This is a genomic window from Terrabacter koreensis (assembly GCF_054783315.1).
Window position 1 is genome coordinate 276,031 of the sequence record NZ_BAAGQU010000002.1, and the last position, 24,169, is coordinate 300,199.

Below are 24,169 nucleotides of genomic sequence, written 5' to 3' on the forward strand. Positions count from 1 at the left end.
GACGCGGGGGAGCGAGCCGTGACCAACACGGCCAGCATCGTCGCCGTCATCCTCGTGTCGATCGCCTCGCTCGCCGTCGGGGCGTTCGGGCTGCGGTTGTCGCGCACCATGAGCGACTTCTACGTCGCCTCGCGTGGCGTCAGCCCGGTGCTCAACGCGTCGGCCATCAGCGGCGAGTACCTCTCTGCCGCATCGTTCCTCGGCGTCGCTGGCCTCATCCTGGCGCGTGGCGTCGACATGCTGTGGCTGCCGATCGGCTGGACCGCCGGCTACCTGCTGCTGCTCGTCTTCGTCGCGGCTCCACTGCGTCGCTCGGGTGCCTACACGCTGCCCGACTTCGCCCAGCTGCGGCTCGAGTCCGTCGTCGCGCGCCGCGTCTCGAGCCTGCTCGTCGTCGCCATCGGGCTGCTCTACCTCATCCCGCAGTTCCAGGGCGCCGGCCTGACCCTGCGCACCCTGACCGGGGCGCCGTCCTGGGCCGGCCAGCTCGTCGTCGCCCTCGTGGTCTGTCTCAACGTGCTGCCCGGTGGCATGCGCAGCGTCACGCTCGTGCAGGCGTTCCATTACTGGCTCAAGCTGTTCGCGCTGCTGACGCCGCTCTTCTTCTTCCTCGGGGCGGTCGGCTCGCGCAGCGGCGGCCCCGACGTCGGCACGGTGTTCGTCGCCGACTGGGTCGAGCCCCTCGGGGGTCAGAACGCCCTCTACCTCACCTACTCGCTCGTGCTCGCCACCTTCTTCGGCACGATGGGGCTGCCCCACGTCGTCGTGCGCTTCTACACCAACCCCGACGGCCGGGCGTCGCGCCGCACGACGCTCGCGGTGCTGGTGATCCTCTCGGGCTTCTACCTGCTGCCCGTCGCCTACGGCGCCCTCGGGCGCTGGTTCGCCTCCGACCTCGTGGCCGCCGGGCGTGCTGACTCCGTCGTGCTCGAGCTGCCGAGCCGCGTCTTCGACGGACCCCTCGCAGAGGGGCTCACCGCCCTGCTCGCAGCCGGTGCCTTCGCCGCCTTCCTGTCCACGTCGACCGGCCTCGTCGTCTCCGTCGCAGGCGTGCTGAGCCAGGACCTCGTGCGATGGGGAAGCGGGCACCGACAGGGAATTCGCGCGTTCCGCATCTCGACCGTGGTCGTCGTCGCCGTGTCGCTCGGGCTCACCTTCGTCGCGGCCGGGGTGCCCGTGGCCCGGGCCGTGGAGCTGACCTTCGCCGTGGCCGCGTCGACGTTCTGCCCGATGCTCCTGCTCGGCATCTGGTGGCGCGGCCTGACCGCGACCGGCGCGATCGCCGGCCTGCTCGTCGGCGGCGGGCTCTCCATGGGGGCGGTGCTGTCGACGACCTTCGGCCACGGCAGCGACGGGTGGTTCGGCGTCGTCATGACGCAGCCGGCGGCCGTCAGCGTGCCGCTGTCGTTCGCGACGATGGTCCTCGTCTCGCTCGCGACGCGGTCGCGCACCCCCGAGCACGTGTCGCAGACGATGGTCCGGCTCCACGCGCCCGAGCACATCGACCTCAACCGCGGCTCGTTCCACCCGGAACGCTGGAACCGCAGCAGCGCCCGCACCGGCACGACCTCCGCCGAGGTGTCCGGTCCGCACGGTCCGAGCGACGCGCGAGGGCCTGCCGACCCGGGAACTGCGGCGTCGTCCGGGGCGCCGCACACGGCATACGGGAGCGGGGAGCCGACCGCTCGTCGCCGGGGAACGACCGTTCGTCGCGGCTGAGCCCGCGCACGGCGAGTCGTCGCCGCCACTGGGCGATGCCGCCGGTGCTGCGGCTGCCGGTGGGCCTCCTGCGCTCCTACCTTGGGTGTCGCCGGCCGCGTGGCCGTCACGACAAACCGCCCCGGAGGTGGCCAAGTGAGCAAAGAAGCTCCAGAGCGCGTGGTGGACGACGCCAATGTCGCCATGCAGAACTCCGCCGAGTTCGCCCAGCTGCGGACCAAGTTCCGCAAGTTCGTCTTCCCGCTGACCGCGCTGTTCCTCGCGTGGTACTTCCTCTACGTCCTGCTGTCCGTGTTCGCCAGGGACTTCATGGGCACCCGCGTCGTCGGCAACGTCACGTGGGGCCTGATCCTCGGGCTCCTGCAGTTCGTGTCGACGTTCGTGATCACGATGGTCTACGCCCGCTGGGCCGACCGCGTCTTCGACCCCGAGGCCGAGGCCCTGGCCCGCAAGATGGGAGAGCACCAGTGAGCGCGCTCGTCACGTCCGTCCCCTCGATCGCGCCCGCGGCGACGACCGTCGGCAACCCCGCGATCAACATCGGCATCTTCGCGCTGTTCGTCGTCGTCACTCTGGCGATCGTCATCCGGGCGTCGCGCAACAACCGCAGCGCCGCCGAGTACTACGCCGGGGGCCGCGCCTTCACCGGACGGCAGAACGGCATCGCCATCGCAGGCGACTACCTCTCAGCCGCGTCGTTCCTCGGCATCGCGGGGGCCATCGCGCTCAACGGCTATGACGGCTTCCTCTACTCGATCGGCTTCCTCGTCGCCTGGCTCGTCGCGCTCCTGCTCGTCGCCGAGCTGCTGCGCAACGTCGGCAAGTACACGATGGCCGACGTGCTCAGCTTCCGGCTGCGCCAGCGGCCCGTCCGCATCGCCGCCGCCATCTCGACGCTCGTCGTCTCGTTCTTCTACCTGCTCGCCCAGATGGCCGGTGCCGGTGGTCTCGTGGCCCTGCTCCTCGGCATCGACGGTGCGGTCGGCCAGCGCCTCGTCATCGCCGTCGTCGGCGTCATCATGATCTTCTACGTCATCTACGGCGGCATGAAGGGCACGACCTGGGTCCAGATCATCAAGGCCGTGCTGCTCATCATCGGCGCCGGCGTCATGACCGTCTGGGTGCTCGGCAAGTTCGGGCTCAACCTCTCGAGCCTGCTCGGCGACGCGTCGACGGCGTCACAGTCGGCCGGTGGCAAGGACCTGCTCCAGCCCGGGCTGCAGTACAAGAACCCGATCGACTTCATCTCGTTGTCGATGGCACTCGTCCTCGGCACCGCGGGCCTGCCCCACGTGCTGATGCGCTTCTACACCGTGCCGACCTCCCGCGAGGCGCGCCGCTCGGTGGTCTGGGCGATCTGGCTCATCGGCATCTTCTACCTCTTCACCCTCGTGCTCGGGTTCGGGGCCGCTGACCTCGTCGGTGCCGCCGAGATCAAGAACGCGCCCGGTGCCGTGAACTCCGCAGCCCCGCTGCTCGCCTTCAAGCTCGGTGGCGAGATCCTGCTCGGCATCATCTCCGCGGTGGCGTTCGCGACGATCCTCGCCGTGGTCGCCGGCCTCACCATCACGGCGAGTGCCTCCCTGTCGCACGACATCTACAACACGGTCGTCAAGCAGGGCCGGGCCACCCCGGAGGAGGAGGTCAAGGTCGCCCGCATCGCCGCCCTGGTGCTCGGCGCCATCGCGATCGTCGGCGGCATCTTCGCCCTCGGCCAGAACATCGCGTTCCTCGTCGCCCTCGCCTTCGCCATCGCGGCGAGCGCGAACCTGCCGACGATCCTCTACTCGCTGTTCTGGAAGCGGTTCAACACCCGGGGCGCGCTGTGGTCGATCTACGGCGGCCTGGTCAGCGCGATCACGCTGATCATCTTCAGCCCGGTCGTCTCCGGCAAGGCAATCGACCCGGTCACGAAGAAGAGCCCCTCGATGCTCCAGGGCGTCGACTTCCACTGGTTCCCGCTCGACAACCCGGGAATCATCTCGATCCCGCTCGGCTTCCTGCTCGGCTACATCGGCACCGTGACGAGCAAGGAGTACAACGCGGCCAAGTACGCCGAGATGGAGGTCCGCTCGCTCACCGGCCACGGCGCCGAGGCGGCGACCCACCACTGAGGTCGCGTCGACATTGAGCGACCCACCGTTCGAGTGGCCGTGCACCGTCAGGTGCACGGCCACTCGGCTTCTCGGCGGACAGGCGCGTCAGAGGATGACGAGGTCGTCGCGGTGGATGACCTCGCGCTCGTACTCCGGACCGAGGTCCTGGGCGAGCTCGCGGGTGGAGCGGCCGAGCAGCGACGGCAGCTCGTTCGAGTCGTAGTTCACCAGGCCACGGGCGACGGGGGTGCCGTCGGGTGCGCAGACGTCGACGGGGTCCCCGTCGTGGAAGGTGCCCTCGACCGCAGTGATGCCGGCCGGCAGCAGCGACTTCTTGCGGTGGACGAGCGCGGTGACGGCGCCGTCGTCGATGACGAGCCGGCCGCGCGCCGTCGTGGCGTGCTCGAGCCACAGCCGGCGGGAGCGGCCGCGCACCCCGATGGGCAGGAAGACGGTGCCGACGTCCTCGCCGGCGAGCACCTCGGTGACCCGGTCGGCGGCGGTGACCGAGGTGATGACCCCGGCAGCGGTGGCGATGCGGGCGGCCTCGATCTTCGTCGTCATGCCGCCGGTGCCGACCTTCGAGCCGGTGCCGCCGATCTCGACGTCGACGAGGTCATGGGGGCCGCGGACGACCGGAATGCGCTGTGCCCCGGGCCGGCTCGGCGGTCCGTCGTAGAGCGCGTCGACGTCGGAGAGCAGCACGAGGGCGTCGGCGTCGATGAGGTGGGCGACGAGCGCGGCGAGCCGGTCGTTGTCGCCGAAGCGGATCTCGCTCGTGGCGACCGTGTCGTTCTCGTTGACGATCGGCAGGACGCCGAGGTCGAGGAGCCGCTCGAGGGTGCGGCGGGCGTTCGCGTAGTGGGTGCGCCGGGTGACGTCGTCTGCCGTGAGCAGCACCTGACCGACCGTGATGTCGTGGCCGGCGAAGGCGAGCGTGTAGGCCGCGAGCAGCGCACCCTGCCCGACCGAGGCCGCCGCCTGCTGCGTCGCGAGGTCGCGCGGCCGGGTGGCGAGGCCGAGCGGGTGGATGCCCGCCGCGATGGCACCCGAGCTGACGAGCACGATCTGCGTGCCGTCGAGGTGCTTGCGGGCCAGGGCGTTGGCCAGGGCGACGAGCCGGGCGTGGTCGAGGCCACCGTCGACACCGGTCAGCGAGCTCGAGCCGACCTTGACGACGAGGCGGCGGGCGCTGCTGATGACCGACCGAGGAGACACGTGGTCAGCCTAGTGACGGCCGGGCGCCGTCAGCCGGGCTGACCACATGTCGTCGTCGGGTCAGGGGGCCAGGTAGACGGTCGAGCCGAGCTCGACGAACTCCCGGCTCTTCTCCTCCACGCCGGCCCGTGAGGCCACGTCGTGCGTGAGACCCCGCTCGGCGGCATACCTCCTGACGTCCTGGCTGATCCGCATGGAGCAGAACTTCGGACCGCACATCGAGCAGAAGTGCGCCGTCTTGGCCGGCTCGGCCGGCAGCGTCTCGTCGTGGAAGGCGCGCGCGGTGTCGGGGTCGAGCGAGAGGTTGAACTGGTCCTCCCAGCGGAACTCGAACCGGGCCCGCGACAGGGCGTCGTCCCAGTCACGCGCGTACGGGTGCCGCTTGGCGACGTCGGCGGCGTGGGCGGCGAGCTTGTAGGTGATGACCCCGGTCTTGACGTCGTCGCGGTTCGGGAGGCCGAGGTGCTCCTTCGGCGTGACGTAGCAGAGCATCGCGGTGCCGTGCCAGGCGATGTGGGTGGCGCCGATCGCCGAGGTGATGTGGTCGTAGCCGGGGGCGACGTCGGTGGCGAGCGGCCCGAGCGTGTAGAAGGGCGCTCCGTGGCACCACTCCTGCTGCAGGTCGACGTTCTCCTTGACGAGGTCGAGCGGCACGTGGCCGGGACCCTCGACCATGACCTGGACGTCGAACTCCCAGGCGCGAGAGGTGAGCTCGGCCAGCGTGCGCAGCTCGGAGAGCTGGGCCTCGTCGTTCGCGTCGGCCGTGCAGCCCGGCCGCAGGCCGTCGCCGAGGCTGAACGCGACGTCGTAGCGGGCGAAGATCTCGCAGAGCTCGTCGAAGTGCGTGTAGAGGAAGTTCTCCTCATGGTGGGCGAGGCACCAGCCGGCCATGATCGAGCCTCCGCGGCTGACGATGCCAGTGATTCGCTGGGCGGTCAGCGGTACGTAGCGCAGGAGCACGCCCGCGTGGACGGTCATGTAGTCGACGCCCTGCTCGCACTGCTCGATCACGGTGTCGCGGAAGACCTCCCACGAGAGGCGGCTCGCGTCGCCGTCGACCTTCTCGAGGGCCTGGTAGATCGGGACGGTGCCAATCGGGACGGGGGAGTTGCGCACGATCCACTCGCGGGTCGTGTGGATGTCGTCGCCGGTCGAGAGGTCCATGACGGTGTCGGCGCCCCACTTGGTGGCCCACGTCAGCTTCTCCACCTCCTCCGCGATCGAGCTCGTCACGGCGGAGTTGCCGATGTTGGCGTTGACCTTCACGAGGAAGGCGCGCCCGATGACCATGGGCTCGCTCTCCGGGTGGTTGACGTTGTTCGGGATGATGGCGCGCCCGGCCGCGACCTCCGAGCGCACCAGCTCGACCTCGCAGGCCTCGCGGGTGGCGACGAACTCCATCTCCTTCGTCACGATGCCCGCACGGGCGTACGCCATCTGGGTGACGCGTCGGGACCCCTTGGCGCGCAGGGGCTCCCGGCGTTCGCCACGCCACTCGCGGGACGCCTCACCGCGGCGCACCGCCGAACGCCCGTCGTCGGCGAGCGACCGCTCGCGGCCGGCATACGCCTCGACGTCGGCCCGCTCGGACACCCAGTCCGCGCGCAGCGGCGGTAGCCCCACCTCCGGCTCGCTGCCGGGACCCGACGTGTCGTAGAGGTGGAAGGGGGCGTGGCCCCCCGAGAGGGTGACCTCGGTCGACGGCACGGGTATGCCGTGTGGCCGGCTCGGCGTGTGGACCTTGCGTCTGGCGGCGGGCCGGGTCTCGGGCTCGGTGTCGGGCTCGGTGTCGGGCTGCCTGTCGGTCATGCGGAGTCTCCTCTGGAGTCGGTGGTGGTCGGTGCGAGGTGGCTGACGGGTCCGCGGCCACGGCCCAGCTGCCAGCCGGCTGCTGCGGTGAGGCAGCTCCGGACGAACGCCCCGGCGTCGCCCACGGCCCTCTCGACAGGGCGTCCGTGGGCCAGTCCGGCGGCGACCGCGGCGGCGAAGGTGCAGCCGGTGCCGTGGTCGTTCGAGGTGACGAGGTCCGGGCCGGTCAGGACGTGGATGCCGGTTCGTGTCGCGAGCACGTCGTGCCGGGCTCCCTCGGTGAGGCCTCCCGTGATGACGGCGGCTGCGCACCCGAGTTCGAGCAGCCGCAGGGCCTGGTCGGTCTGGTCCTCGAGAGAGCCCGCCCGTGAGCAGCCGAGCAGGGCTGCCGCCTCGTCGGTGTTGGGCGTGACGACATCTGCGTGCGGGATCAGGTCGTCGCGCATCACGGCGAGGACGTCGTCCGTGGCGAGGGCGTGGCCGCTCGTCGAGACGAGAACGGGGTCGACGACCAGGCGGGGCAGGCGCCCGTCGGCGGCGAAGGCGGCAACAGCTCGGGCCGTCTCGGCGTCACCGAACATCCCGCTCTTCGTCGCGTGGGGCGCCAGGTCGCGCAGGAGCACCCGGACCTGGTCGACGACGACGGCGGTCGGAACCCGGTGGACGGCATGGACGCCGGTCGTGTCCTGCACGGTGACGGCGGTGACCGCACTGGTGCCGTGGACGCGGAGGGAAGCGAACGTCGCCAGGTCGGCCTGGATGCCGGCGCCACCCCCGCAGTCGGAGCCGGCGATGGTGAGCACGACGGGGGGCGTGCTCATCTGCGATGCCGTCGATCGACACCCGCGCCGAGGTGGGCGAGGGGGGCGGGTTCGGGACGGGTCCTGCGCCCGTGCAGCGCGGCCGAGACGGCGCGGACGACGGCCCTCGTCGTGCCGAGCGGGTCGTCGGAGCGCATGACTGAGCCCATGACCGCGACGCCGTCGGCTCCGGCGGTGACCCAGCGCCCGGCGTCGTGTGGGCCGATGCCGCCGAGTGCCAGCAGTCGCGGCAGCGACGCGCGGCTGCGGTGAGCGGTCGTGATGGAGGCCCTCAGTCCGGCGATCCCGAGCGCAGGGCCGTAGCCGGGCTTCGACGCCGTCGCCGACACCGGCGAGAGCGTCACGTAGTCGAGCCCGTCGTCTGCCGCCCGCAGCAGGTCGGCGGCGCCATGGCACGAACGGCCGACGATCGGCGCCGGCGCCCGTCCCAGGTCGGTGCCGCGCTGGTGCAGCCCGACGGCTGAGGTGAGGCCCGGGGGCGCCGGTGCAGCGACGACGAGGAGCGCAGCGGCGTCCGCGCAGAGGGAAGCCACGTCGCGGACGAACTCCGCGCGTACGTCGTCGGCGAGATCTCGCTCGCGCACGAGCACGGTGTCCGCGCCGCCCTCGAGCGCTGCCTCGACGACGTCGAGCAGACGTCTGCCCGTGCGCACCTGGGCCCGGTCCGTCAGCACGAGCACCCGCGGGGCACCGAGAGCCCGGCGCGTCATGGCTCGACCAGGCCTTCGCTCGGGGAGGAGGCGAGAGCGAGCCGGCGCATGGGCACCCGCCCGGCGAGGCGGGCGAGTCGACCGGCCACCACGGCGTGACGCATGGCGGCCGCCATCGCGGCCGGGTCCTCAGCGCGCGTTACCGCGGTGGCGAGGAGCACGGCGTCGCAGCCGAGCTCCATCGCGAGCGCTGCATCCGATGCCGTGCCGATCCCTGCGTCGAGCACCACGGGCACGTCCACGGCGTCGCGGACGAGCTCGATGGCGTGCGGGTTGCGGACGCCCAGGCCAGTGCCGATCGGCGAACCGAGCGGCATGACCGCCGCGCACCCGGCGTCGACGAGCCGCCGGGCCACGACCGGGTCGTCCGTCGTGTAGGGCAGCACGACGAAGCCGTCGCGCACGAGCTGGTCGGCGGCCTCGACGAGCTCGACGACGTCCGGCAGCAGGGTGCGGTCGTCGGCGACGATCTCGAGCTTGACCCAGTCGGTGCCGAGGGCCTCGCGTGCCAGGCGGGCGGTGAGCAGCGCCTCGCGGGCTGTGCGGCAGCCTGCCGTGTTGGGCAGCAGCGAGACGTCGCAGCGCGCGAGCACGTCGAGCAGCCCGCCGGCGCCACCCCGGGGGACACGACGCATCGCGACGGTGACGAGCTCGGTGCCGGACGCCCGCACCGCAGCCTCGAGGGAGGTGTGGCTCGTCGCGCCACCGGTGCCGAGGATGAGCCGCGACCCGAACGAGCGGCACGCCACCACAAGGGGATCCGGTGATACGGAGGACGCGGGACTCAGCTCCGCCATCGTCAGCCGCCCTGCATCGCGGTCACGACATCGACGCGCGCGCCGACGGTCACGACGGTCGCGGCCCAGGCCGAGCGAGGGACGATGACGTGGTCGAGCGCCACGGCGATGCCTCGCGGGGTGAGCCCCAGGTCGGCGAGAAGGTCGCTCACGGTCGTCCCGGGTCGCACGATGCGTTCGGCGCCGTTGAGGTGGATGGTCATGCATGCTCCTTATGGCAGAGGCGTCGGGCGGCAAGGGGTTCCATGGCCCGGGGAGGCGGCCGCCCCTCGACGTGGGCGACGACGGCGTCGGCGGTGATGGGTGCGAGCAGCACGCCGTCACGCCCGTGGCCGCTCGCGAGGACGAGTCCTTCGACGCACGTGGGACCGACGAGCGGCAGGTTGTCGGCGGTCGCCGGCCGGAGCCGGGCGGTGGTTTCGAGAAGTCCAGCCTCCGCGAGCTCGGGCACGACCTCGATCGCGTCGTGCAGCAGGTCGTGGACGGCGCCGGCGGTCACGGTCGGGTCTTCGCCGACGTCCTCACTCGTCGCGCCGACGACGACCTCGCCGCCGGGCCTGGGCACGATGTAGACCTCCCGACCGCGAACGGTGGCGCGAACGGTGTGGGTGAGCGCACCGGGCGTGGCGCCGAGCCGCAGGACCTGTCCCTTCAGGGGACGGATCGGCACGGGGTGAGCGAGCGCTGAGGCCAACGGCCCTGACGCCCAGCCCGCGGCCACGACGACGACGTCCGAATTGTAGGTGCGCCCCTCGTCGGCGAGCCCGGCTGCACCCGTGGGCTGCCCATCGCGTACGCCACCGGTCCCTCGAGCACGTACGCCGGTGGCCCGCCCCGCGCGTACGTCGGGTTCGACCTCCAGGGGGACGAGGGCGCCGCCGTTCGCGACGAGCGCGGTCGCCAGGGCTCGTGCGACGACCCTCGGGTCGACGGCGGTCTCGGCGAGCCGCACCGCAGCCCGGACCCTGGGCGACAGCGCCGGCTCTAGCCGCCGGGCCGAGCGGGCGGCGAGCCTCTCGACGGGGCAGTGCCGGCGCTCGACGTGTCGGGCGTGCCGCGCGAGGGCGGCCTCGTCGTCCGCGTCGAGGGCGACGAGCAGGGTCGCGTGGGGGCGCAGCTCGATGTCCTCACTGCCCACGCGCGTCAGGTCGGCAGCGAAGCCTGACCACTCGCGTGCACCAGCCAACCCCGCCGCGAGCAGGGCGTCCTGGCCGAAGACGGCTTCGCTCGCCGGAGCCAGCATCCCGGCAGCCGCGTGCGTCGCTCCGCCCGCGACATTCGGGTCGAAGACGGTGACCGCGTGCCCGCGCTCGGCAAGGCGCCAGGCACAGGCGAGCCCGATGATCCCGCCGCCGATGACGGCGACGCGCTGCCAGCCGGACGGTCGCGCTCCCCGCGGAGCGGAGGCCCGGCTCAACGGCGGATGGTGGTCGCCCCGGACTCGGACCGCGGCGCCCAGGGCGCCGCCGGTGGTGTCGGTGGGGTTCCGAGCGCAGCGGCCAGGGCGGCGGCAGCGGCAGCCGGGTGGGCGGCCTCGCTCACGGCGGTGACGACCGCGACGCCGTGCACGCCGGCAGCACGCAGGGCCGGCACGTGGGCCACTCTCACACCACCGACGGCGATGACCGGCAGGTCCGTGGCCGCGGCGACGGCAGCGACTCCATCGGGCCCGATCGGGTCGGGAAGCCCCGGCTTCGTCGTCGTCGCGTACGCCGGGCCGACGCCGAGATAGCTGGCGCCTGCGGCCTCGGCCGCACGGGCCGCTGCGGCGTCCCGGGCGGTGGCGCCGATGACGAAGCCCGGCGGGGTGATGGTGCGCACGAGGTCGACCGGGAGGTCGGAGGCGCCGAGGTGCACGCCGTCGGCGTCCGCGGCGATCGCCACGTCGACCCGGTCGTCCACGAGGACGAGGCAGCCGGCCGGGCGGGCCACCGCGACGACGGCGGCGGTGAGGGCGAGGTGGTCGCGGTCGGAGAGGTCCTTGGCCCTGACCTGGATCGCGCACGGACCGCTGGACACGACGGCTCGCACGTCGGGCAACGGGTCACGACCCCCGCGGGTGTCGGTGAGCACGTGCAGGGCGGGGACGAGGCCCCCGGTGGTTCGTGGCATGGACGCGACTCCTTGGTCCCTGCGCCGGCATGATCCGGATCAGGTGTGGACGGTCGGGGCCGCGTCAGCCCCCTCTCAGCCCGGTGCGCCGGACTCCCGTGAAGGACGCCGCAACCATAACCACACCGCGATGCCCACCGCATCCGGGGACCACGGTCAGCCCTCTCGCCGGCCGGACCGTCACGAGCGGCACGAGCGCCACGAGCGTCACGAGCGTCACGAGCGGCACGAGCGCAGCGCCGCAAGCACGGGCGACGTTGTTGGTGGCGGTCCGTCGGTCCACGGCGCGGAAGCCCGGGCCAGTGCCTCGCAGCACGAATTACGCTGGTCGCATGTCCCAGACGATCGACCCCACCGTCGTCGAGCAGGTCAACGCCCTGGCCGACGGTGCGCGGGTGGCCTCGCGCCGCCTCGCCCTCATGTCACGCGCCGAGAAGGACGCCGCGCTGCTGCGCCTGGCCGACGCCGTCGAGGCCGCCACCCCGTCGATCGTCGAGGCCAACGCCGAGGACATCGAGCGCGGCCGTGCCGGCGGCATGAGCGAGAGCCTGCAGGACCGGCTCCGCCTCGACGAGACCCGCGTCGCGGCGGTGGCCCAGGCCCTGCGCGACGTCGCGGCCCTGCCCGACCCCGTCGGTGAGATCGTCCGGGGCTCGACGCTCGCGAACGGCCTGCAGATCCGTCAGGTGCGCGTACCGATGGGTGTCATCGGGATGATCTACGAGGCCCGCCCGAACGTCACGGTCGACGCCGCCGGCCTCTGCCTCAAGTCGGGCAACGCCGTGCTGCTGCGCGGCGGTTCGGCCGCGGCCAGCAGCAACCACGCCCTCGTCCAGGCGATGCGCGACTCCCTTGCGGCACAAGGGCTTCCGGTCGAGGCCATCACTCTGCTCGAGGAGGGCGGGCGCTACGCCGCGCGAGCCCTGATGACCGCACGCGGCCACGTCGACCTCGTCATCCCGCGCGGGGGCGCCGACCTCATCCAGACCGTCGTGCGCGAGTCCACCGTGCCCGTCATCGAGACGGGCGTCGGCGTCTGCCACGTCTACGTCGACCGCGCCGCCGACCTCGACAAGGCGCAGGCGATCACCCTCAACGCCAAGACCCACCGGCCCAGCGTCTGCAACGCGGCCGAGTCGCTGCTCGTGCACCGCGACGTCGCTGCCGACTTCCTGCCCAAGGCCCTCACCGACCTCGCCGGGGCAGGCGTGCGACTGCACGTGGCACCCGAGGTCACGCAGTACGCCGAGGCCGCCGGTGCGGCATACGACCTCGCGAGCGAGACCGACTTCGGCACCGAGTGGCACGGCCTCGAGATGAGCGTGGCCGTCGTCGACGACGTCGACGAGGCCATGGACCGCATCCGCCGCTACGGCACGGGGCACACCGAGGCGATCGTCACGGAGGACCGCGCCGCAGCCCGCCGCTTCACGGCCGAGGTCGACGCCGCTGCCGTCATGGTCAACGCAAGTACTCGCTTCACCGACGGCGGAGAGTTCGGTTTCGGCGCCGAGATCGGCATCTCGACGCAGAAGCTCCACGCCCGCGGACCGATGGCGCTGCCCGAGCTGACCACGACGAAATGGGTCGTGGAGGGCGACGGCCACACGCGCTGACGGGCGGCGGAACGCCCGCCCCGGCTGGGTGGCATGATGTCCGTCCATGGAAGGCACCGAGGTCCGCAAGCTCGCCGAGCTGGAGGACGACCACTGGTGGTACCGCGAGCGGCGCCACCTCCTGGCCAAGGCCATCTCGGGGCTGACCCCCGGACGCGCCCTCGACATCGGCGCGGCGGGCGGGGGCAACACCCGCGTCCTGCGTGAGCACGGCTGGGACGCCGTCGCCCTCGAGTACGGCGCCGACGGGGCCGAGGTCGCCAAGGGCCGCGGCCTCCCGACCCTGCGCAGCGACGCCACGAAGCTGCCGCTGGCCGACGACTCCCTCGAGCTCGTCATGGCGTTCGACCTGCTCGAGCACCTCCACGACGACGACGCAGCAGTCGCCGAGGTGCACCGTGTGCTCAAGCCCGGTGGCACCTACCTCGTGGCGGTGCCGGCCGACCCCAAGCTGTGGTCGAGCCACGACGAGGCCGTCGACCACGTGCGTCGCTACACCCGCGACGGACTGCTCTCGCTGCTCGAGCGCGGTGGATTCGAGATCAAGGACGTGCGCTCGTGGAACGTGCTGCTGCGCCCGGTCGTCGCCATGCGCCGCAAGGTCAGCTCGGGCTCCGACCTCGACGACCTGCACCCGATCGTGAACTTCGGGCTGCGCACGATCATCACCGCGGAGCGCTACCTCCCGGTGAAGCAGCTGCCGGGCGTCAGCCTGCTCGTGCGGGCTCAGCCGCGCAGCTGAGTCCGCTCGGGCTCGGCCACCGTCGCCGACCCGTTGGTCGGGGCACCCGTTGGCCCCGCGACACCCGCCGCACCCGTGGTGCCAGCGGCGCCCGTGGTGCTAGCTGCGGCGGCGCTGCCGGGCGTGTGGCCGGCGACCGGAGCGACCGCGGGCGCTGACGTGGTCGTCCCGTGGATGTGGGCCTCGCTCGGCTGGGCAGGCAGGGGCGTGTCGGTCGGACCGTGCGCACCGGTGTCGGCGGTCAGGGAGTCGTAGGCGATGAAGTACGTGGGCCGACCCTGCATGTGGGAGTACATCCGTCCGATGTACTCGCCGAGGATGCCCACGCAGACCAGCTGCACGGCACCGACGCCGGAGACGATGGCGACGGTCGAGGTCCAGCCCGCGACGGTGTGGCCCTGGGCCCGCGCAACGAGCGTGTAGAGGAAGAGCAGCACCGCGAGGACGGCTCCGGCGAAGCCCGCGAACGTCGCCACCCGCAGCGGCGCCGTCGAGAAGCCGGTGAGCGAGTCGAGCGAGAGCTTGACCATCTTGAGGAGCGGGTACTTCGAGTCGCCGGCCGCGCGCTCCTCGCGCTTGTACTCGACCGTGTCGGAGGGGAAGTTCAGGGCCGGCACGATGAAGCGCAGCACCCGGTTGTGCTCAGGGAGGCTGTTGATGGCGTCCACGGTGGCACGCGACATGAGGCGGTAGTCGCCGGCGTCGGCGTGCGCCGAGGTCTGCGACATGAGGCCGATCAGCCGGTAGAAGGCCTGGGCCGAGACGCGCTTGAACCACGTGTCGGTCGAGCGGTCGTTGCGCACGCCGTAGACGACGTCGACGCCGTCGTCCTTCGCGGCGGAGAGCATCTGCGGGATGATCTCGGGCGGGTCCTGCAGGTCGGCGTCGAGCGTGACGACGTAGTCGCCGAGGGCGCTGACCAGCCCCGCCGAGATGGCGGCCTGGTGCCCGGCGTTGGCGCGCAGTCGCACGACCCGCAGCTGCGGCCACTCCCGGTGGTAGCGCTGGAGCAACGCGGCGGTGAGGTCCTTGCTGCCGTCGTCGACCGCGACGACCTCGTAGGTCGTGCCCATGCCGTCGAGGAGCGGGCGGAGCCGCTCGACGAGGAGGGGGAGCACCTCCTCCTCGTTGTACATCGGGATGACCACGGACAACTCAGGAACCATGCGAACAAGGGTACGGCCGCTGGTGGGGCGCCGCTGTCACCGTGCTGTGGCCGGGCTGTGTCGGGCGGGTCGACGCCGCTGCGGGTAGCGTGCCGCGCGTGACCGAGACCGACGACGCCCCTCTCGTGCCACGTGCCACCGACAGCCGAGGTATGCCGCCGGGTGGGCTCGCACCCGGGACCCCGGTCGCGGGGCGGTGCACGAAGTGGGGCGGCGGCCGCCACTGGGAGTGGACGGGCAGCTACCTGGGCGCCGACGAGCACGGCCACTGGTGGTTCTCCCCGGCGGGCACGTGGTGCTCGCGGCCGGGCGCCGCGTTCGTCGAGGAGCACGACTGGGTGTCGTTCGTCCCGCACGAGGGGGCGTATGCCGCCGGGTTCTATCCCGAGTCGAAGCACGTCAGCGTCTACGTCGACATGACCGACGAGCCGGTGTGGCAGCCCCGCGACGACACGGACGGCGGCCCCGCGTGGGAGGTCACGATGGTCGACCTGGACCTCGACGTGGTGCTGACGCGCGAGGGCCACCACCTCTACGTCGACGACGAGGACGAGTTCGCGCAGCACCAGGTCGAGCTCGGCTACCCCGAGGAGGTGGTGGCCCTGGCCGAGCGGTGGCGCGACCTCGTCTTCGCGGCGGTCGCCGCCGGGGACGAGCCGTTCGCGTCCGTGGGCCACGCCTGGCTGCGGCGGGCCTCGGCAGCCAGGGGGACGGCTGGTGAGTCGGGGCGCTTGTCCGGGCGCTAGGCTGGCCGCATGTCTGATCGTGTCCTCGCACTCGTCACCGAGGGGGAGGAAGCCGCCCGCGAGCTTCCCATGCCGGTGATCGCCTACTTCTTCATCACCTTCGCGCTCTTCCTCGTGGCCCTGGCCGTGACGTGGAGCTTCCGCAACACCGCCTACAAGGTGCAGGCGCCGCGACGCGGCGAGGGCACGCACGGCACGGCGAGCGGACCTGACGGAGCCCACCACTGACCATGCGCCTCGGCGTCATGGGTGGGACGTTCGACCCGATCCATCACGGCCACCTCGTGGCCGCCAGCGAGGTCCAGTCGCTCTTCGACCTCGACGAGGTCGTCTTCGTGCCCACGGGCCAGCCGTGGCAGAAGGCCGACCGGCACGTCTCTCCCGCCGAGCACCGCTATCTCATGACCGTCATCGCGACGGCCTCCAACCCGCGCTTCACGGTCAGCCGGGTCGACATCGACCGGCCCGGCCCGACCTACACGATCGACACGTTGCGCGACATCAAGGCCGAGCGTCCCGACGACGAGCTGTTCTTCATCACCGGCGCCGACGCCCTGGCCGAGATCCTGTCGTGGAAGGACGCCGAGCAGCTCTTCGAGCTGGCTCACTTCGTCGGGGTGACCCGGCCGGGCCACGAGCTGTCCGACAAGGGTCTCCCGGAGCACCGGGTCACCCTCCAGGTCGTGCCCGCCATGGCAATCAGCTCGACAGACTGCCGCCAGCGCGTGGCCGACGCCGAGCCCGTCTGGTACCTCGTGCCCGACGGGGTCGTCCAGTACATCAACAAGTACCGCCTGTATGCCGCCGACCTGGCGAGCGCAGGCACTGTGCCGGCTCCGTCGTCGGCAGCGCCCCTAGGAGATCCGTGACCGCAGCAGACCGTTCGCTCCAGCTCGCCAAGGCCGCAGGCCTCGCCGCCGAGGAGAAGCTCGCCGAGAAGGTGCTCGCGATCGACGTCAGTGAGCAGATGCCGCTGACCGACGTCTTCGTCATCGCGTCGGCCCCGTCGGAGCGGCAGGTCGGCGCCATCGTCGACGAGGTCGAGGACCGGCTGCGCGACCTCGGCAGCAAGCCCGTGCGACGCGAGGGCGAGCGCGAGGGCCGCTGGGTGCTCATCGACTTCGGCGACATCATCGTGCACGTGCAGCACGAGGAGGAGCGCGAGTACTACGCCCTCGAGCGGCTCTGGAAGGACTGCCCGGAGATCGACCTGTCGACCGTCGACGCGCCTGCCGGCGCGGGTGTCGGGACCGACGACGAGGTCGAGCAGGCGTGACCACCGGCTCGCCGGGCCCACGGCGGATCGTCGTCGTGCGGCATGCCGAGACCGTCGACAACGCGGCGCGCATCTGGCAGGGCCACAAGGACACCGCCCTGTCGGACCTCGGCCGTCAGCAGGTCGCTGCCGCGGCCCCGCACCTGGCGGCGTACGCGCCGGCACTCATCGTGTCGAGCGACCTCCAGCGGGCCGCGTCGACGGCCGATGCCATCGCCGGGCTGACCGATGTCGAGGTGCGCCTCGACGCTCGCCTGCGCGAGGTCCACGTGGGGGAGTGGCAGGGCATGCACGCGGACGACGTGCGCGAGCAGTACCCCGACCTCGTCGCCGCCCTCGACCGTGGCGAGGACCCGCCGCGTGGGGTCACGGGTGAGACCCGGGCCGAGGTCGCCGTGCGAGCCGGGGCCGTCCTGCGCGAGGTCGCACGCGAGCTGCTGCCCGGTGAGACGGCCGTCGTCGTCGCGCACGGGGTCTCCGCGCGCGTGGCCGCGAGCGACCTCGTGGGGCTCGACCAGGAGCTCTCCGACGCCGTCTTCCGTGGCCTCGACAACTGTCACTGGATCGAGCTCGTCGAGGTCGGCAAGAGCTTCTCCGCGCTCACCCGCTGGCGCATCAGCGGGTGGAACCTCGGGCCCTGGAACGTCTGAGACCCAGGGCCGCCCCCGATTTTGGCGAAGGGCTGACCATTCGCTATGGTTACGCAGTCGCTTCACGGAGCGGCCACCCGCAAGGGGCTGTGGCGCAGCTGGTAGCGCACCTGCATGGCATGCAGGGGGTCAGGGGTTCGAGTCCCCTCAGCTCCACACATGCGAAGAAGGACCGGACGATCTCGTCCGGTCCTTCTTCGTTCTCGGCGCCCTTCTGCAGGCACCTTGTCAGCGCGGTCGTTTGGTGACGACGAAGACCGAGTCGGTGCGCCAGTCGGCGACGGCGGCGGCGCGTGCACTGGGGCCGAGGCGCCGGGTCCGCGTCCCCTGGAGCGCTCGCTCGAGGTTGGAGGCCGCCTCCGGGAGGTCGGCACCGCGGTTCGGGCCCGGCCGCGAAGTGGGCGCGGCGCTGACGTCGAGCTCGTCCTGCTCGAGGCTGCGGGGGTCGAACTCGATGGTGCTCGTGACGACCATGAGCTGGTCGCGGAGCGAGACCGTTCCCGCTCGCCAGAGCTCGTCGGCAACCTGTCCGACGAGGTCCACGGCGGTCGACTCGCCCGGGCGCAGGGCGATCGACCCGGCGGGGAAGGCGTCGGTGAAGATGCCGTAGGTCTCCGTCAGGTCGATGAGCGCGGCCCACAGGGGGTGTCGGGTGGTGTTGGCGAGACGGACGGTGAAACGGGGAGGCTCGCTGCCGGCATACGCGATGGTGGCGGTGCCGCCCGCCCGGACCGGGCCGGTGCCGGCGTCGACCTCGACCTGCACGGCGTCGTCGGGGAGGCGGGTGGCCGGGTTGCGCAGGGCGCTGAGGCGCAGCCAGCGGGCCACGCGCTCGAGCGCACCGACGGTGCGTTCCTCGCGGGCCTCGCCCTCGACGACGGGCACGAGCGGTCGCGTCACGCCGGGGCGGGTGATGACGAAGCCACCTGGGTTGGCCTGGACGACGAGGTCGGCGTCGACCACCTCGTTGCCCTCCACGAGGTCGACGAGCGTCTGATCGGCATGGTCGGCGGCCCGCCTGAGGGCGGCCGCCCCCGCGCTGTCGCCGACGACCGACACCCGGACCGGCTCGAGCGGGATCGAGGTCACGACGGCGCGGTAGACGAAGGCCGGGTCGAGGTCGGGGGTGAGGGTGACGATGCTGCGATCGGTCAGCACGCGGGTCACCGCCGCCGTGGCGAGCGGCGAACCCGACGTCTCGCCGCCGAGCGGGTAGACGGCGAGCTCGGTCGTGTCGTCGCCGATCGGGGATGGCACGCCGTGGACGGCGCCCGCGTCGATGGACCAGCCGTCGGGCAGGTGGCTGAGGGTGAGCGGGCGGGGCGTGGACGGCAGCGCGCCGCCCAGGAAGGGGCGGTCGAGCTCGGTCGCGTCGGCGGTCTCGACCTGCGGGTGCTGGTCGCGGACGCGGCTCGCGATGTCGGCGGTCACCATGCGCAGGACGTCGCGGTAGGACGGGCGCCCGTCGGTGTCGAGGACCGCGGCCTCGAGCGCCGCCGACAGAGCTCCCCGCTGGCGCCCTTGGACGGTGACCTCCTTGGCGGTCTCGGAGGAGCGGCAGGCAGCCAGCAGCACGTGGCGTCCGACCGGCGTCCACCGTCCGGAGCGGGTGGCGAGGCCGAGGAAGCTCGCTGCGGGACGTGGCCGCGGGTCGGGTGGGGCCAGGCGCACGACGTCGTCGGCGTCGCGCGTTCCGTCCCCGGCGTGACAGCAGTCGAGGACGACCAGCGTGTGGCAGCCCGTCGCGGCGATGCCCTCCAGCAGCCCGGCGAGCTCCTTGTCGGCGATGTCCCAGCTGCCCTCGGTGCGGCTGTCGACACAGACGAGGGTCTCGTTGCGGTGGTCCGGCTCACGGTCCCACAGCTCCTCCGGCGCCGCCTGCTGGGACCCGTGGCCGCTGTAGTAGAAGAGCGCCACGTCCTCGGGTCCGGCCCGGCCGAGGTGCCGGGCGCAGCCGTCGGACACGGCAGCCCTCGTTGCCTCGGCGTCGGTGAGGACGACGAGGTCGAGCGCCGTGTCCCCGACCCGCTCGCGCAGCAGCGCCGCGATGCCCGCGACGTCGTTGACGCAGCCCGAGAGCGGCGGGATCGGGGCGGGATAGGCGTCGATCCCGACGAGCAGGGCGTAGAGCCGGCCGGACATCGGTCAGCCCGAGTCCCCGAGCGCGACGCTCTGCCAGCGAGCGGGCAGGTTCTGGTTCGGTCCCGTGCGCTGGGGGTTGCTGCTGAGCATCGTCCGGAGCATCCAGTCGGCGCCCGACCCCTTGGCGTCGCTGATGTTGACGTTCATCGCCAGCACGTCGCCGCGCTGGGGGGCGACCGTGCGGCCGACCGCCGACCACGGGACGCGTGCCTCGAGCTCGTAGCCGCCGTCGCGCAGGCGCGCGACGACCGAGATGGCCGGCTGCGCGGCGCCGTTCGCGAAGACGGGCCTGCCCTTCGAGCTGGGTCCGACCGTGTTGACGTCGGCTGCGGCCCGGCGGTCGGTGCCGTCGCGCAGGGCGAGGATGACGTGGAAGTCCTGCCCCTTGCGCACCGGCACGGTGCGGCCGAGCTTGCGCGCGTCGGGCCCGATCTCGAAGGAGACGGCGTCGCCGTTCCACCACTGCGGGGCGGCCCCCTCCGCGGTGGTGACGACCGGGTCGGCCACGATGGCGTGGAGGTAGAGGGCTTCGCCGTCCCACAGCGCCTGCCACGTGCCCGTGAGTCCCGCGCGACGGTTCGCGCCACCGAAGACGGCTGCGTCGACGTCGTGCTCGGGCACCGAGCGCCAGTCGTCGAACGAACCGTCGGCCGTCGGCGCGATGGGGGCACACCCGATGACGAGGTCGGTCGTGCCGGGGGCCGCGGCGCTCGACCCGCACGCCGCCGACACCAGCGGGTCGGCCTTCTGCAGCAGCGTCGGGAGGACCCGCCACGCGAACCAGCCGCCGACGAGCACGGCGACGAGGACGACGGCCCGGACCCAGGTGCCGACCGGTCGCTCGCGGTGCCGCCGGTCCGGCCCCTCGGGCGTGGGGGAGGGGCGTGGGCTGGTCTCAGGTCTGGGGCCGGTCTCGAGGGGTCGGGGGCCGGTCCGGTGGGGGCGGGGGCCCGTCTCGACGGGTGGGGTCACGGTCTCGGGGTGAACGGGTTCCTGCTGGACGGTCGGTCGCACGCGCTCGAGCAGCTGGGTGACGTCCTGGTAGTCGGGGCGCACACGGGCGATCTGCTCGAGCAGCGGCAGCGCCATCCTCGGGGCGTTGGCCTTGATGGCTCCCTGCGCGGCGTCGTAGAGGGACTCGAGCCGGCTCTCCGGCCGGTCGGCCGCGTCGGTGGCGCTCGCAGTGAAGCTGAAGGGCTGGTCGACGCCCGACCGCAGCAGCACCGCAGTGCCCCACTCCGACGCCTCGTCCGAGACCGCCATCGCCTTGCGCACCTCGCAGATCGCGGCGTCGATGCCGAGCCCGCGGGTGAGGAACCAGTAGAACTCGTGGCTGAAGACGAGTGCGGCGCGGTCGGAGATCTCGGTCTGCATCGCGACGACCGCGGGCAGCCCCTGTCGGGCGAGCGCCTGCCCGACCCCCGAGAAGGCGTCGCGGCCCGAGGTGCGGGCCCCCTCGCACGCGTTGAGCACTGCCAGCTGCATCGTCCGCGCGTCGTGCAGCAGCGTGCCGAGGCGGGCGCCCGAGACCCGGTGCGCGGTGCCGTCCTCGCGCTCGAGCACGAGCACGCCCTCCTGCGCCTCGTGGTCGAAGCCGCCGTGCCCGATGAAGTGGAGCACGTGGTAGTCGTCGAGCAGGGCACGCTGCAAACCGGTCAGGGTCGCGTCGTCGAGCACCGTGACGGTGAGCCGGCCGCTTGCGACGAGGTCGCCGGTGGTGGCCCTCAGCAGCTGCTCCTCGCGGTCGACGGCGAGCGGAGGCATGTCGCTCGGGCTCGACACCATGACGAGGACGCGCAACGGCGCGTCGACGGTCACGACCGGGGGCCGCTCCAGCGAGTCGATGAGCCGGACCACGGGGGTCTCCTGCGACAGGGTGAGGAAGCGACCGAGCGCGGAGTCGTAGAGGTACTCCCACGGCACCGGGTCGAGGTCGGGCACGGCGTCGAGCCGGAGCCTCAGGCGGAGGTCCCGGCCCTGGGCGCCGGCAGCGGACAGGCTGTCGCGGAACGCCCGCCCGACGTCACCACCGAGCAGGGCGTCACCGAGCCGGCGGCCGTACTCCTTGACGTCGACGACGCGGGCCTCGGCCGGCGCCAGCCGGCGCGAGGAGACCCGGGGTGGCCCGACCGCGAGCATGAACTGGGCGAGGTCGGTCGCCGAGAACGGGAGCGTGAACGGCGCCGACGCCTCGCCGACGGGCGACGCGAGGACGCGAGCGGCATACCCCTGGCCCTCACGGGTGACGGCGACGTCGAAGTCGAGGTATTCACGACCCATGGCGGTCCTCTGTCCGCAGGTACGCGCTTGCGAAAGACAGTACGCCGGGCGGGCCGGTCTGATACGTCGTTTCGACCCGAAGGCGACGTCTCGGTAGAATCGTCCGCGAGCGCGCCAGCCGCGCTCGCGGACGAGGGAGCCGTACCCGCCCAGCGACAAGACGGCCAGATCGGAACGCCATGCACTGGCTCGTCCTCATCCTCTCCGGCGCGCTCGAGGCGGTCTGGGCCACGGCGCTCGCCGCCTCCGACGGCTTCCGCCGCCGCCGCCCGACGCTGCTGTTCGCCGTCTCCCTCGTGCTGAGCATGGTCGGGCTCGCGTGGGCCATGACGGGCCTGCCCACCGGCACCGCGTATGCCGTGTGGGTCGGGATCGGTGCCGTCGGCACCGTGCTGCTCGCCGTCGCCCGGCGCGAGGAACGTCTCGGCGCGGCCCGCGCGGTGCTGCTCGTCGTGCTCGTCGGCTGCGTCGCCGGCCTCAAGGCGGTGGCGTGATGCCGTGGCTCGTCCTGCTCGCCAGCGCGGTGCTCGAGGCGGTCTGGGCCTCGGCCCTGGGGGCCTCCGACGGCCTCAGCCGTCCGGTCCCCTCCGTCGTCTTCCTCGTCGCGGGCGCGCTCAGCATGGTCGGGCTCGCGCGCGCCGTGCGCACCATCCCCATCGGCACCGCGTATGCCGTCTGGACCGGTGTGGGTGCCGCCCTCACCGTCACGTGGGCCATGGCCACCGGCGGCGAGGAGCCGTCGTTCGTGAGGGTGCTGCTGCTCACCGGCATCGTGGGGGCGGTCATCGGACTCAAGCTCGTCGGTCATGAGCATGGCGCGGGGTCGCAGGCGCCGCCCGGCTGACGAGTCCGCTCGGGTCGTGGTCCGAAGTGCGTTGTTTGGGCCGTTCCGTGGTGCGTGTCGCCGCTGCCGGTGATGATGGTCGCGTCGCCCACGGCAGTCGGCCGGGGCACGACACGAAGGGACTCTCACGTGCGCAGGACCACGACCTGGTCGATCGCTCTCGTCACGTCGCTGGCCATCTCGGGGGCCACCGGAGCAACGGTCGCCTCGGCGGCCACCACCATCGCGCCCACTGCTGCAGCGGCACCGTCGGCGACCGGCGCCACCACCCACGACCCGACGACCGCACGGCTGCTGGCGACCATCGAGGCCAACCGGCCGGCCGACTGGGAGGCGCGCCAGGCTGCCGCCCTCGACCGGTTCGGCATCGAGCGGTCCGCAGCGCAGGAGGTCGTCGAGCGCGTCATCGACCCGGCGCAGCACCAGTGCGCGCCCACCCGGCTCAACGCGTACGTGGGCGGCGTCCTGGCGAAGGTCGACCCGGAGGTCTTCGCGGCGCTCGCCGGCGTGGGTGCGCTCGACTACGCCACCTACGACGCGATCCTGTTCGGGGCGCAGGGTGCCCCCGGCTACGCGCTGCCCAAGGCCTACGCCAACGAGCTGTCCCAGTCGTTCCGGGCCGCCCAGAGGTTCTGGGACACCGATGGGTCCGACATCCAGCTCATGGCGATGCACGGCGACGTCATGACCGACCCTGCCCGCGTCAGCCAGGTCCTCCAGGTCGCCTTCGGCGTGCCCCGCTCCCCGGCGGACGCGATCGCCGGGGCCGTGGTCGAGCTGGTCGCCACCGACCCGGGTCTCGAGGGCGGCCAGAGCCCGATCTTCACGCTCAACGCCTTCGCCTTCACCGCGGCGGGCGAGACCGACCCGGTCCTGCGCCGCCTCCCCGACAAGCTCGTCTTCGGCGACGGCATGCTCGCCGCGCTGCAGGCCATCGGGGTCGGCGACGTCGGCCCGCGAGCAGTGCTCGGCCACGAGTACGCCCACCACGTGCAGTACGACGCCGGCCTCACGGCCTCGCCCCTCACCGGCGCCGAGGCGACCCGCCGCACCGAGCTGATGGCCGACGCGTTCGGCACGTACTTCGTGACGCACAAGCGCGGTCTCGCCCTCAACGCGGCCCGCGTGCTCGAGGCGGAGCAGTCGTTCTTCCAGGTCGGCGACTGCAACTTCGACAAGCCCGGGCACCACGGCACGCCGAACCAGCGCCTCGCGGCGTCCACGTGGGGCTGGTCGGTCGCCAAGGCCGCTCAGAAGCAGGGCCACGTCCTGCCGTCGCTGACCCTCGACGCGCAGTTCGAGGCGATGCTGCCCGAGCTCGTCGCGCCCGACGCCTGAGCCGGCTCCACGCCTTCGTGCCGGCGAGTGCCCCGCCGACCTCCGGGTCCGGGGCACTCGCCGCCGTTCTCGCGTCGCACTAGTGTC

Annotated in this window: 24 protein-coding genes, 1 tRNA gene and 2 riboswitches; of the genes, 14 read left to right on the plus strand and 11 right to left on the minus strand. The window is 72.5% G+C overall.

Annotation, left to right across the window (positions count from 1 at the left end; translation table 11 throughout):
- Nucleotides 1–18: 18 nt before the first annotated feature.
- From ACYVNR_RS01670 to ACYVNR_RS01680, 3 genes are all read left to right on the plus strand, one after another.
- Complete coding sequence (locus tag ACYVNR_RS01670; RefSeq protein WP_461046116.1) at nucleotides 19–1,719, plus strand: sodium/solute symporter; 1,701 nt, start codon at nucleotides 19–21, stop codon at nucleotides 1,717–1,719.
- Between the two features lie 183 nt (nucleotides 1,720–1,902).
- Complete coding sequence (locus ACYVNR_RS01675; protein ID WP_458801088.1) at nucleotides 1,903–2,190, plus strand: DUF485 domain-containing protein; 288 nt, start codon at nucleotides 1,903–1,905, stop codon at nucleotides 2,188–2,190.
- On the plus strand, nucleotides 2,187–3,833 hold the full coding sequence (locus tag ACYVNR_RS01680; RefSeq protein ID WP_045190327.1) for a solute symporter family protein: 1,647 nt from the start codon (nucleotides 2,187–2,189) through the stop codon (nucleotides 3,831–3,833). Before ACYVNR_RS01675 ends, ACYVNR_RS01680 begins: the two co-directional genes overlap by 4 nt.
- Nucleotides 3,834–3,920: 87 nt before the next feature.
- On the opposite strand, the gene proB is transcribed toward ACYVNR_RS01680, so the two are convergent.
- The 8 genes from proB to thiE all read right to left on the minus strand — a co-directional run bounded on the left by proB (nucleotide 3,921) and on the right by thiE (nucleotide 11,282).
- The gene (gene proB / locus ACYVNR_RS01685; RefSeq protein WP_461046118.1) at nucleotides 3,921–5,033 is read right to left on the minus strand and encodes a glutamate 5-kinase; all 1,113 of its coding nucleotides are present in this window, start codon (nucleotides 5,031–5,033) and stop codon (nucleotides 3,921–3,923) included.
- Between the two features lie 60 nt (nucleotides 5,034–5,093).
- Complete coding sequence (thiC, locus tag ACYVNR_RS01690) at nucleotides 5,094–6,842, minus strand: phosphomethylpyrimidine synthase ThiC (protein ID WP_461046120.1); 1,749 nt, start codon at nucleotides 6,840–6,842, stop codon at nucleotides 5,094–5,096.
- Nucleotides 6,839–7,663, minus strand: a complete 825-nt coding sequence (gene thiD / locus ACYVNR_RS01695) for a bifunctional hydroxymethylpyrimidine kinase/phosphomethylpyrimidine kinase (protein WP_461046122.1) — start codon at nucleotides 7,661–7,663, stop codon at nucleotides 6,839–6,841. The genes thiC and thiD overlap by 4 nt, the downstream gene beginning before the upstream one ends.
- Nucleotides 7,660–8,373 carry a thiamine phosphate synthase gene (locus tag ACYVNR_RS01700; RefSeq protein ID WP_461046124.1) on the minus strand — a complete coding sequence of 238 codons (714 nt, stop codon included), beginning with the start codon at nucleotides 8,371–8,373 and terminating at the stop codon, nucleotides 7,660–7,662. Before ACYVNR_RS01700 ends, thiD begins: the two co-directional genes overlap by 4 nt.
- Entirely contained in the window at nucleotides 8,370–9,170 is an 801-nt protein-coding gene (locus ACYVNR_RS01705; protein ID WP_461046126.1) for a thiazole synthase, read from the minus strand. The genes ACYVNR_RS01700 and ACYVNR_RS01705 overlap by 4 nt, the downstream gene beginning before the upstream one ends.
- Before the next feature lie 2 nt (nucleotides 9,171–9,172).
- Nucleotides 9,173–9,373 (minus strand): sulfur carrier protein ThiS, encoded by a 201-nt coding sequence (gene thiS, locus ACYVNR_RS01710; RefSeq protein ID WP_045190085.1) that lies wholly within the window; start codon nucleotides 9,371–9,373, stop codon nucleotides 9,173–9,175.
- Nucleotides 9,370–10,587, minus strand: a complete 1,218-nt coding sequence (gene thiO, locus ACYVNR_RS01715; protein WP_461046129.1) for a glycine oxidase ThiO — start codon at nucleotides 10,585–10,587, stop codon at nucleotides 9,370–9,372. The genes thiS and thiO overlap by 4 nt, the downstream gene beginning before the upstream one ends.
- Nucleotides 10,584–11,282, minus strand: a complete 699-nt coding sequence (thiE, locus tag ACYVNR_RS01720; RefSeq protein ID WP_461046131.1) for a thiamine phosphate synthase — start codon at nucleotides 11,280–11,282, stop codon at nucleotides 10,584–10,586. The genes thiO and thiE overlap by 4 nt, the downstream gene beginning before the upstream one ends.
- A riboswitch (TPP riboswitch) is annotated at nucleotides 11,281–11,392 on the minus strand. Its footprint overlaps the gene before it by 2 nt.
- Nucleotides 11,393–11,614: 222 nt before the next feature.
- Between thiE and ACYVNR_RS01725 the strand changes: the two genes are divergently transcribed.
- Together ACYVNR_RS01725 and ACYVNR_RS01730 are read left to right on the plus strand one after the other, a co-directional pair.
- The gene (locus tag ACYVNR_RS01725; RefSeq protein ID WP_461046133.1) at nucleotides 11,615–12,898 is read left to right on the plus strand and encodes a glutamate-5-semialdehyde dehydrogenase; all 1,284 of its coding nucleotides are present in this window, start codon (nucleotides 11,615–11,617) and stop codon (nucleotides 12,896–12,898) included.
- Between the two features lie 46 nt (nucleotides 12,899–12,944).
- Nucleotides 12,945–13,640 carry a class I SAM-dependent methyltransferase gene (locus ACYVNR_RS01730; RefSeq protein WP_045190078.1) on the plus strand — a complete coding sequence of 232 codons (696 nt, stop codon included), beginning with the start codon at nucleotides 12,945–12,947 and terminating at the stop codon, nucleotides 13,638–13,640.
- Here the strand turns inward: ACYVNR_RS01730 and ACYVNR_RS01735 are convergent.
- Nucleotides 13,625–14,806: a glycosyltransferase family 2 protein gene (locus ACYVNR_RS01735; protein ID WP_461046135.1), complete on the minus strand. Its 1,182-nt coding sequence runs from the start codon at nucleotides 14,804–14,806 to the stop codon at nucleotides 13,625–13,627. The genes ACYVNR_RS01730 and ACYVNR_RS01735 overlap by 16 nt on opposite strands.
- 98 nt (nucleotides 14,807–14,904) lie before the next feature.
- On the opposite strand from ACYVNR_RS01735, the gene ACYVNR_RS01740 reads away from it, so the two are divergent.
- The 6 genes from ACYVNR_RS01740 (at nucleotide 14,905) to ACYVNR_RS01765 (ending at nucleotide 17,634) form a co-directional block, all read left to right on the plus strand.
- Entirely contained in the window at nucleotides 14,905–15,552 is a 648-nt protein-coding gene (locus ACYVNR_RS01740; protein ID WP_461046136.1) for a DUF402 domain-containing protein, read from the plus strand.
- A 9-nt stretch (nucleotides 15,553–15,561) separates the two neighbouring features.
- Nucleotides 15,562–15,780, plus strand: coding sequence for a hypothetical protein (locus ACYVNR_RS01745; RefSeq protein ID WP_045190076.1), 219 nt, complete (start codon nucleotides 15,562–15,564; stop codon nucleotides 15,778–15,780).
- A gap of 17 nt (nucleotides 15,781–15,797) precedes the next feature.
- On the plus strand, nucleotides 15,798–16,421 hold the full coding sequence (gene nadD / locus ACYVNR_RS01750) for a nicotinate-nucleotide adenylyltransferase (protein WP_461046139.1): 624 nt from the start codon (nucleotides 15,798–15,800) through the stop codon (nucleotides 16,419–16,421).
- Nucleotides 16,418–16,828, plus strand: coding sequence for a ribosome silencing factor (gene rsfS, locus ACYVNR_RS01755; RefSeq protein ID WP_045190073.1), 411 nt, complete (start codon nucleotides 16,418–16,420; stop codon nucleotides 16,826–16,828). The genes nadD and rsfS overlap by 4 nt, the downstream gene beginning before the upstream one ends.
- On the plus strand, nucleotides 16,825–17,478 hold the full coding sequence (locus tag ACYVNR_RS01760) for a histidine phosphatase family protein (RefSeq protein WP_461046141.1): 654 nt from the start codon (nucleotides 16,825–16,827) through the stop codon (nucleotides 17,476–17,478). Before rsfS ends, ACYVNR_RS01760 begins: the two co-directional genes overlap by 4 nt.
- An 83-nt stretch (nucleotides 17,479–17,561) precedes the next feature.
- A tRNA-Ala gene (locus tag ACYVNR_RS01765) sits at nucleotides 17,562–17,634 on the plus strand.
- A gap of 72 nt (nucleotides 17,635–17,706) precedes the next feature.
- Here ACYVNR_RS01765 and ACYVNR_RS01770 read toward each other — a convergent pair.
- Both ACYVNR_RS01770 and ACYVNR_RS01775 read right to left on the minus strand, forming a co-directional pair.
- On the minus strand, nucleotides 17,707–19,620 hold the full coding sequence (locus tag ACYVNR_RS01770) for a caspase family protein (protein WP_461046143.1): 1,914 nt from the start codon (nucleotides 19,618–19,620) through the stop codon (nucleotides 17,707–17,709).
- 3 nt (nucleotides 19,621–19,623) lie between these two features.
- Nucleotides 19,624–21,900 (minus strand): CHAT domain-containing protein, encoded by a 2,277-nt coding sequence (locus ACYVNR_RS01775; RefSeq protein ID WP_461046145.1) that lies wholly within the window; start codon nucleotides 21,898–21,900, stop codon nucleotides 19,624–19,626.
- A gap of 104 nt (nucleotides 21,901–22,004) precedes the next feature.
- A riboswitch (guanidine-III (ykkC-III) riboswitch) is annotated at nucleotides 22,005–22,070 on the plus strand.
- Nucleotides 22,071–22,079: 9 nt separating this feature from the next.
- On the opposite strand from ACYVNR_RS01775, the gene ACYVNR_RS01780 reads away from it, so the two are divergent.
- The 3 genes from ACYVNR_RS01780 to ACYVNR_RS01790 all read left to right on the plus strand — a co-directional run bounded on the left by ACYVNR_RS01780 (nucleotide 22,080) and on the right by ACYVNR_RS01790 (nucleotide 24,082).
- The gene (locus ACYVNR_RS01780) at nucleotides 22,080–22,394 is read left to right on the plus strand and encodes a DMT family transporter (protein WP_461046147.1); all 315 of its coding nucleotides are present in this window, start codon (nucleotides 22,080–22,082) and stop codon (nucleotides 22,392–22,394) included.
- Nucleotides 22,394–22,744 (plus strand): DMT family transporter, encoded by a 351-nt coding sequence (locus ACYVNR_RS01785; RefSeq protein ID WP_461046149.1) that lies wholly within the window; start codon nucleotides 22,394–22,396, stop codon nucleotides 22,742–22,744. The genes ACYVNR_RS01780 and ACYVNR_RS01785 overlap by 1 nt, the downstream gene beginning before the upstream one ends.
- Before the next feature lie 129 nt (nucleotides 22,745–22,873).
- Complete coding sequence (locus ACYVNR_RS01790; RefSeq protein WP_461046151.1) at nucleotides 22,874–24,082, plus strand: hypothetical protein; 1,209 nt, start codon at nucleotides 22,874–22,876, stop codon at nucleotides 24,080–24,082.
- The last annotated feature ends 87 nt before the right edge of the window (nucleotides 24,083–24,169 follow it).